Annotated in this window: 7 protein-coding genes; 6 read left to right on the forward strand and 1 reads right to left on the reverse strand. The window is 73.1% G+C overall.

Annotated features, from left to right (window positions below):
* Positions 1-31: 31 nt before the first annotated feature.
* Genes WML84_RS10390 through WML84_RS10400 form a run of 3 tightly spaced genes read left to right on the forward strand, consistent with a single transcriptional unit; the run spans position 32 to position 2,211 of the window.
* Positions 32-661, forward strand: a complete 630-nt coding sequence (locus tag WML84_RS10390) for a TetR family transcriptional regulator (protein ID WP_347346071.1) — start codon at positions 32-34, stop codon at positions 659-661.
* A gap of 36 nt (positions 662-697) precedes the next feature.
* Positions 698-1,480 carry an ABC transporter ATP-binding protein gene (locus WML84_RS10395; protein ID WP_347346072.1) on the forward strand — a complete coding sequence of 261 codons (783 nt, stop codon included), beginning with the start codon at positions 698-700 and terminating at the stop codon, positions 1,478-1,480.
* A complete protein-coding gene (locus WML84_RS10400) occupies positions 1,477-2,211 on the forward strand; it encodes an ABC transporter permease (RefSeq protein WP_347346073.1) in 735 nt (244 codons plus the stop codon). Before WML84_RS10395 ends, WML84_RS10400 begins: the two co-directional genes overlap by 4 nt.
* Before the next feature lie 9 nt (positions 2,212-2,220).
* Here the strand turns inward: WML84_RS10400 and WML84_RS10405 are convergent, their stop codons facing one another.
* Complete coding sequence (locus WML84_RS10405) at positions 2,221-2,649, reverse strand: MarR family winged helix-turn-helix transcriptional regulator (protein ID WP_347346077.1); 429 nt, start codon at positions 2,647-2,649, stop codon at positions 2,221-2,223.
* Positions 2,650-2,686: 37 nt separating this feature from the next.
* On the opposite strand from WML84_RS10405, the gene WML84_RS10410 reads away from it, so the two are divergent.
* From WML84_RS10410 to WML84_RS10420, 3 genes are all read left to right on the forward strand, one after another.
* On the forward strand, positions 2,687-4,468 hold the full coding sequence (locus WML84_RS10410; protein ID WP_347346074.1) for a DUF2207 domain-containing protein: 1,782 nt from the start codon (positions 2,687-2,689) through the stop codon (positions 4,466-4,468).
* A 238-nt stretch (positions 4,469-4,706) separates the two neighbouring features.
* On the forward strand, positions 4,707-7,424 hold the full coding sequence (locus tag WML84_RS10415) for a hypothetical protein (protein WP_347346075.1): 2,718 nt from the start codon (positions 4,707-4,709) through the stop codon (positions 7,422-7,424).
* 140 nt (positions 7,425-7,564) lie between these two features.
* Positions 7,565-8,707 (forward strand): glycosyltransferase (locus WML84_RS10420; RefSeq protein ID WP_347346076.1); only part of this gene is annotated, 1,143 nt, incomplete at its 3' end.

Raw genomic sequence — 8,707 nt, forward strand, 5'->3', positions numbered from 1 at the left:
CGGGTGCCGCGCGACCTCGTAGGCTGACGCCATGGCCCAGCATCGCGAGCGCGCCGAGCACGACCACGCCAGTGCGCCGCGGCGCCGCGGGCGCCCTCGCGCGGCCGGTCGTGGCGACACACGCGCGCGCATCCTCCGCGCCGCGGCCGAGGAGTTCGGCGGGCTCGGCTACGACGGCGCCACCGTGCGCAACATCGCGGCCCGTGCGGGCGTCGACTCGGCGCTCGTGCACCATTACTTCGGCACCAAGGCCGACCTCTTCGCCGCGACGGTGGACATCCCGATCCGGCCCGACCGGGTGATCCCCGGCATCCTCGCCGGACCTCGCGACGCCGTCGGCGAGAGCGCCGTGCGGTTCGTCCTCGAGCAGTTCGAGGACGCCGACACCCGCAGGCGGGCCGTCGCGCTCCTCCGCGCCGCGCTCGGCAACCGCGTCGCGACGCCGCTCCTCGCCGGCTTCCTGCAGCGCGAGCTGCTCGGCCGCGTCGCGGCGGGGCTCGACGCCCCCGACGCGGCGCTGCGCGCCTCGCTCGCGGCGAGCCAGATGGCCGGGCTGATCGTCGCGCGCTACGTCGTGGGGCTCCCGGCGCTCGCCGAGGCGTCCGTCGACGATCTCGTCGCGCGCGTCGGGCCCACCGTGCAGCGCTATCTGTTCGACTGATTGACCGACGGCATCCGCGGGAGCATAATTCATCACATGATGAATAACTCGGATGCCGTCACGGTGCGCGGCCTGCGCGTCCGGCGCGGACGCACCGAGGTGTTCGACGGCCTCGACCTGACGATCCCGCGCGGTGAGATCACGGGCCTGCTCGGGCCGTCGGGCTGCGGCAAGTCGACGCTCATGCGCGCCATCGTCGGCGTGCAGAAGGTCGCCGGCGGCGAGGTCACGGTGCTCGGCGAGCCGGCCGGCTCCCCGCGCCTGCGCCGCCGCGTCGGCTACGACACGCAGGCGGCGTCGGTCTACGGCGACCTCACCGTGCGGCAGAACCTCGCCTACTTCGCGCGCGTGGTGTCGGCGCCGCGCGCCGACGTCGAGCGCGTGCTCGGCCAGGTGGGCCTGCGCGCCCAGGCCGATCAGCGCGTGTCGGATCTCTCCGGCGGGCAGCTGAACCGCGCGTCGCTCGCCGTCGCGATGCTCGGCACGCCCGAGCTCATCGTCCTCGACGAGCCCACCGTCGGCCTCGACCCGCTGCTGCGCGCGGAGCTGTGGGAGGTGTTCCGCGGCCTCGCCGACGCCGGGGCGACGCTGCTGGTCTCGAGCCACGTCATGGACGAGGCGCTCCGCTGCGACCGCCTCCTCCTCATGCGCGCCGGGCGCATCGTCGCCGACACCGACCCGGACCGGCTCCTGGCCGACACGGGCGAGTCGGATCCGGATGCCGCGTTCCTCGCGATCGTCCGCCGCGACGATGTCGCGCACACGGGCGGCGCGCATCCGCGGTCGCGACGCGAGGCGCGAGGGGAGGAGCGGTCGTGAACGGCATCCGGACCCTCGCGACGGCCGGCCGCGTGCTCCGTCAGCTCAGCCACGACCCGCGGTCGATCGCGCTCATGCTCGTCGCGCCGAGCCTGCTCGTCGGTCTGTTCGCGTGGCTGTTCAGCGACCAGGAGGGCGTGTTCGACCAGTTCGGCGGCGCGATCCTCGCGCTCTTCCCGTTCGTCGTGATGTTCCTCATCACCTCGATCACGACGCTTCGCGAGCGCCGGTCGGGCACGCTCGAGCGGCTCATGACGACGCCGCTCGGCAAGGCCGACTTCATCCTCGGCTACGCGCTCGCGTTCGGGCTGATGGCGACGCTGCAGGCCCTCGTCACCGTCACCTTCGCGGTGACCGTGTGCGGCCTCGAGGTCGAGGGCGCCCTGTGGCAGCTGGGTCTCGTCGCCGTCGTCGACGCGATCCTCGGCACGGCGCTCGGGCTCCTCGCGAGCGCGTTCGCGCAGACCGAGTTCCAGGCCGTGCAGTTCATGCCGGTGCTGGTCTTCCCGCAGATCATCCTGGGCGGCCTGTTCATGCCGCGCGACAGCATGCCGGAGGTGCTGTCGGCGATCAGCGACTGGCTGCCGCTCAGCCATGCGATCGACGCGGTGAACGCCGTCGCCGCCGACGACGCCGGGTGGGAGCTGTACCGTCCGCTGCTGATCGTCGCGGCCTTCGCGGTCGGCGCCCTCGTGCTGGCGTCGCTGACGTTGCGCCGCCGCACGCCCTGAACCCGCCGCTCAGGCGTCGCGGAGCTTGGCGGTCAGGGCGAGGAGCTCGCGCAGCTCGTCGTCGGTGAGCACCGCCATCCGCTCGGCGATCGAGCGGGCGTGCACGGCCGCCACGCGCCGGAACGCGGCGACGCCCGCCTCGGTCGCCGTCACGATCGCGCCGCGACCGTCCTGAGGGTCGGGGCACTTGGCGACCAGCCCGCACGAGACCATGCGGTCGACGAGGCGCGACACGCTCGGCTGGCTGATCAGCATGTTCGCGGTGACGTCGCGCAGCCGCACCGAGTTCCCCTCGCCGCGCGTCACCGTGAGCAGCACGTCGTACTCCGCCTCGGTGAGCCCATCCCCGTCGAAGTCGGCGGCCAGCTGGCCGAGCACCTCGTGCTGCGCGCGGAAGAGGCTCTCCCACGCGGCGACGGCGAGGCGGCGGTCGGTCACGACGACCACTGTAGCCGCCGCCTCTAAGCTGAGGGCCATGGGGCGGTGGATGCGTGCGGTGCTGGTCGTGGTGGCGTCGGTCCTCCTCGTGTGCGGCGTCCCGGCGACCGCCGCGCACGCCGACGTCGACGACTTCACGTTCGAGAGCCTCACCGTCGACTACACGCTGACGCGCGCCGACGACGGCACGAGCCGACTGCGCGTGGTCGAGGAGTTCGTCGCGCTGTTCCCGGAGCACGACCAGAACCGCGGCATGCGCCGCCTGATCCCCGACTCGTACAAGGACATGCCGTCGCGGCCGCGGCTCGTCTCGATCACCGACGGCGAGGGGCGGCCACGACCCGCCGAGACGGAGTCGGACGACGGCGCCTACTCGATGGTCTCGCGCGCCGACGGCTACCTGCACGGCCGGCAGACGTTCGTGTTCACCTACACGCTCGACAACGTCACGTGGGACTTCCCCGACACCGGCTGGGAGTTCTACTGGGACGTGAACGGCGTCGACTGGCGACAGCCGTTCGGCAGCGTCGTCGCGCGCCTGCACCTCGACGCCGACCTCGCCGACGCGCTGACCGGCCGCATGTCGTGCTACGCCGGCGCCCACGGCGCCTCGACCCCGTGCGACGACATCGCGTCGGAGCCGGCGCCCGACGGCGGCGTGGTCGTCACCGCGAGCCGTGCCCAGGTCGGGCCGTACCAGACCCTCACGATGGCGGTCGGCTTCGCCGACGGCACGTTCACGGCGTTCGACTCGTCGATGCTCGCCTCGCCGTTCGGCTGGGCGCAGGCGATCGCCGGCGTCGGCCTCCTCGGCGCCGGCGTGCTGGCGTGGCGGACGCGGCGCCGGCACCTGCGCGACGGCGCAGGACGGCCGACGATCATCGCCGAGTACACGCCGCCTCCCGGCATCGACGCGCTCGAGAGCGCGGTGCTGCTCGGGCAGACCGCGAAGGCGATCCCGGCCGAGGTGCTCGAGCAGGCCGTCGTCGGATCGATCCGCATCCTCGAGGGAGAGAGGAAGTGGGGCAAGGCCAAGCTCGTCGCCGAGCTCGTCGACCGCTCGCGCGCCGACCGCGACGGGCAGATGCTGCTCGACGGCCTCTTCGACAGCGGCCGGCCGGGCGAGACGTTCGAGTTCGGCACCTCCGACACGCGCCTGTCGTCCACCGCGATGAAGATCCTGAAGGCCGCCGAGCGCGAGCTGGTGGCTCGCGGCGTCCGTCGTCCCGTGCCCAAGGGCGCGCGCACGTGGCCGGTCCTGCTCGGGTTCGGGGCGGCGGTGCTCGTGTGGATCTTCGGCGTCGCGGCCCTCGACGGCGGCGTGCGGTCGCCCTTCGTGGTCGCCCTGTTCGTCCTGGCCGTCGTCGTCGCGATCGTGATCGCCGGCATGGTCGCGCGCAAGCCCCTGACCGCGGCGGGCGCCGAGGCCCGGGATCACCTGAAGGGGCTCGAGGAGTTCATCGAGTGGGCCGAGGCCGACCGCATCCGGATGCTGCAGTCGCCGTCGGGAGCCGAGCGCGTGCGCATCGACGTGAACGACCCGCGGCAGAAGCTCGAGCTGTACGAGTCGCTGCTGCCGTACGCCGTGGTGTTCGGCCAGGAGAAGGAGTGGTCGAAGCAGCTCGCCGTGCTGTACACGGCGACCGGCGTCGCCGGCCCCGCGTGGTACTACGGCACCGGCGCCTTCGACGCGTCGTCGTTCTCGTCCGGCATCACCTCGCTCTCGTCGGCGGCGACGTCCTCGTCGTCGTCGGGCGGCTCGAGCGGCGGCGGATCCGCGGGCGGCGGCGGTGGCGGAGGCGGTGGCGGCGGCGTCTGACGCGGATGCCGGCGGGGTCGGACTCCGGCGGTCCGCGTCGTCCTCGACTCATCCGGGATGAGCGTCACCTTCGTCTCATCCCGGGTGACGCGAAGGATGAGATGCCGGATGAAAAACGCCTCTCGACCAGTCGTCGCGCCGCCGGAACTGGTTTCCTGGGACCCGACTGTGAGCGCTACTGGGGGGTGCTCACGATGTCTCCACACCATGTTCCAGGAGGGGATTCGTGAGAATGACCATGCCCGAAAGCCGCCGGCGGGGCCCGGCACGATCGTCACGCCGCAAAGCCGCGGCGATCGCCGTCACCGCATCCATGCTCGCGAGCGTGGGGATCGGCCTCGCCGGACCCGTGTTCGCGGCGCCGACCGCGCCGGCCGCCGTGGCGGTCCCGATGGCGGCGGGGAACCCCGGCGTGCCCGGAGCGCCGGTCGTGCTCTTCCACGAGGACTTCGAGAACGGTCTCGCGGACGGCGAGCTGACCCCGCTGGTGGACTACGTCGGCGCCTCCGGAGACACCTACACGGCTGAGGGCGCGTGGGCGGACCCGGCGTTCTGCAACGGCTTCATCCTCGACGGGACCACGCCCGACGGCGCGATGGCGGCGCTCGGCTGCACGAGCGGCCCCGGTGGGCTGCGCGGCCTCGCGACCCAGCTCGGCACCTACAACGGCACCGACCCGGCGGCGCAGAACCACGCCGTCGCCGCATACACCGCCGGCAACCCCGGCGCCGACCTCGTCGAGTTCGAGACCGCGTCGCCGGTGTCGCTGAACTCGTCCGTCGAGGGCCGCTTCCTCACCCTGGCGGCCAACGTCGCGGCCATCAACTGCGGTCTGATCGGCGATCCGCGCCTGAGCTTCTACCTCGTCGACGCCGAGGGCGACGAGACGCCCGTCTCGTCCGGCCCCACGAACGCGTGCGCCATGGGCGGTCTCGGCCAGGTCGCCGCGAACAGCTCGGTGCTGTTCACGGGCGACGAGGTCGGCATCCGCATCCGCAACGCCGCGGGCAGCGGCATCGGCAACGACCACGCCTTCGACGACATCCGCGTGCTCGACGTGACGCCGCAGCTCGACAAGGCGTTCCCCGCCACGGCCATCGTCGACCGTCCGTTCCCGCTGACCTTCACGGTCACGAACACGAGCGAGCTGGCGGCGAAGGACGGCTGGTCGTTCACCGACGTGCTGAGCGACGGCCTCGCCGTCGCGGCCGAGCCGAACGTGGGCGGCGACTGCGTCGCCGACGTCGACGCGACCGGCTCGACGATCGCCGTGACCGGCGGCTCCCTGTCGGCCGGACAGAGCTCCTGCACGATCACCGTCGACGTCGTCGCCGGCGCGACCGGGGAGTTCGCCAACGGCCCGACGAACATCGGCAGCGCCGTGGGGATCGACCTGCCCGGCGTCAGCACGGTGCAGATCAACGAGCCGACGCCGCTGTTCGCGCAGTGCGAGCAGATCACCTTCGACGAGGGCAACGCCGGGTGGCGTGCGGCCACGACCTCGAGCGGCACCACCGTCAACTCGGGTCCGTTCCCGGTGGGCTGGGAGTCCGACGCGGGCAACCCGGGCGGCGCGCTCGCCGAGGACGACCTCGACGGCAACTGGACCGAGCTGTGGACGCCCGACTTCATCGCCGGCGGCTACGTCACCGACTACTCCGGCTCGATCGGTCACGGCCTCCAGTTCGACTACCGCAACACGACCGGCATCTCGGTCGACGTCTACGTCGGCGTCGTCGGCGCCAACGGCAGCCACTACTGGTACAACTTCCGCGACCAGGTGACCACGCCCACCTCGTGGACGACGGTCGTGGTGCCCCTCGACGCGAGCGAATGGCAGGTCGGCTTCGACAACGGCACCGGACCCGTCGGCGCGGCGCCGAGCGACGAGGACTTCCTCGCCGCGATGAGCGACGTCGAGCGGTTCTCGTTCTCGATCGAGGGCCAGGTGGGTCAGGACCGCACGTACTTCGACAACTTCGGCCAGCCGTGCGACCTGTCGATCGAGAAGACCTCGACCGCGACGGCCGACAGCCGCGTCGGCGACGTCGTGCAGTACACCGTGACGGCGACCAACATCGGCACCGGCGACTACGACGCCGCGCGCCCGGCCGTCGTCTTCGACGACCTCTCCGGCGTGCTCGACGACGCCACGTACAACGGCGACGCGGTCGTGACGATCTCGGACGGCTCGGCCGTCGACGCTCCGGCGTTCGTCGAACCGCTGCTGTCGTGGTCGGGACCGCTCGCCGGCGGCGAGTCGGCGACGCTCACCTACTCGGTGACGCTCACCGGCGAGGGCGACGACGAGCTGTCCAACGTCGCGTGGGGCGACCCGGCCGACCCGGAGAACCCGGTGACGCCGAACTGCGTCGAGGGCGTCGACCCGGAGACCGGCGAGCCGTGCGACACGGTCGTCACGCCGCTGGCCGCGGTGAACGTCGCGAAGTCCTCGAACCCCGCCTCCGGCACCACGGTGAAGGCCGGCGAGAAGATCGAGTACACGCTGACCTTCACGAACGACGGCATCGCGACGGGCACGGTCGACGTCGTCGACCACCTGGCGAACGTCCTCGACGACGCCCGTCTGTCCGGCGAGCCGGTCGTCTCGCCCGAGGGTGCGCTGACGGCCACCGTCGGCGAGGGCTCGATCGCGATCACGGGGCAGCTGCCCGTGGGCGAGACGGTGACCGTCACGTACGGCGTGACCGTCCTGCCCGACGGACAGCGCGGTGACAACGCCATCGGCAACCTCGTCGCCTGGTCGGACGACGAGGACCCGGAGTGCGGCACGGGCGGAGCGGTCTGCACCGATCACCCGGTCAGCCAGCCGGTCGCGCCGGCGCTGGCCGCGACGGGTGGCGAGATGCCGCTCGTGGCCGGCCTGGCGGCGCTGCTCGCGCTGCTGATCGGCGGTGCGCTGGTGCTGGCGCGGCGGCACCGTACGACCGACTGACGGTCGACAGACGACAGGATCGCCTGCGCCACCTCTCCGGGGCGCAGGCGATCCTGTCGTGGGGGCGCTTCCCGCGCGACGGCGACGGCGGTATCGTCGGGCGCATCCCGGCACGGTCCCGGGCGCGAGGAGCGTGATCGATGAGGTACCTGCTCGCGATCTGGGACGGCGGCGGCGCGACCCCGCCGAATCTCGGCATCGCGCGGCTGCTCGTCGCGCGCGGCCACGAGGTCGTCGTGTACGGCGACCCCACGCTCGCCGCCGACGTCGCCGCGACCGGCGCGGCGCACCGCGCCTGGCCGACCGCGCCGCAGCGTCGCTCGACGGCGCTCGACGACGACATCCTCAAGGACTGGGAATGCCGCACCGCGCTCGGCCAGGTGCTGCGCCTCCGCGACCGGCTCATCGCCGGCGACGCCGCGCCGAGGTTCGCCGCCGACGTCGTCGGCGCGCTCGACGCCGCCGCCGCGTCCGCGGAGCCGTTCGACGTCGTGCTCGCCGACGGTGTGCTGCTCGGCGCGCTCGTGGGAGCGGAGGCCCGCGGCATCCCGTCGGTCGCGCTGGTAGGCACCGTCTACCTCGCGCCCTCGCGCGTGCGTCCGCCCGCCGGGCGCATCCCGCCGGCGCGCGGCCCTCTCGGCCGTCTGCGCGATCGGGTCGGATGCCGGCTGACCGGCCTGCTGTGGGGCCCCGGGCTCCGTGGACTCAACGCGGCGCGTGCCGCGCACGGTCTCGACCCGCTCCGCCGGCTGTGGGACCAGTGGGATCGGGCGGACCGCGTGCTGATGCTGACGGCATCCGCCTTCGACGACCCGCCCCCGGACGCGCCGAACGTGCGCTACGTGGGCCCCGTGCTCGACGACATCGCCTCCGACGGCGCGCTCGCCCTGCCGCCCGGCGATGACCCGTTCGTGCTCGTCGGCCTGTCGAGCTCGTACATGGACCAGGCGGCGCTCCTGACCCGTATCGCGACGGCGCTCGCGACGCTGCCGGTGCGCGCCGTGATCACGACGGGGCCCGCGATCGACCCCGAGGCGATCCCCGCGGCGCCTCACGTCGCGGTCGTGCGCTCGGCTTCGCACACCGAGCTCATGGCCCGCGCCGATCTCGTCGTCACGCACGCCGGCCACGGCACGCTCATCAAGGCCATCGCCGCCGGCGTGCCCGTGCTCTGCCTGCCGCTCGGCCGCGACCAGCCCGACAACGCCGCCCGCGCGGCGCGTCACGGCGTCGCGTCCGTGCTGTCGCCGCGGGCGGATGCCGGGGCCATCGCCGACGCGGTC

This window comes from Microbacterium sp. (assembly GCF_039812165.1).
Taxonomy (GTDB): domain Bacteria; phylum Actinomycetota; class Actinomycetes; order Actinomycetales; family Microbacteriaceae; genus Microbacterium.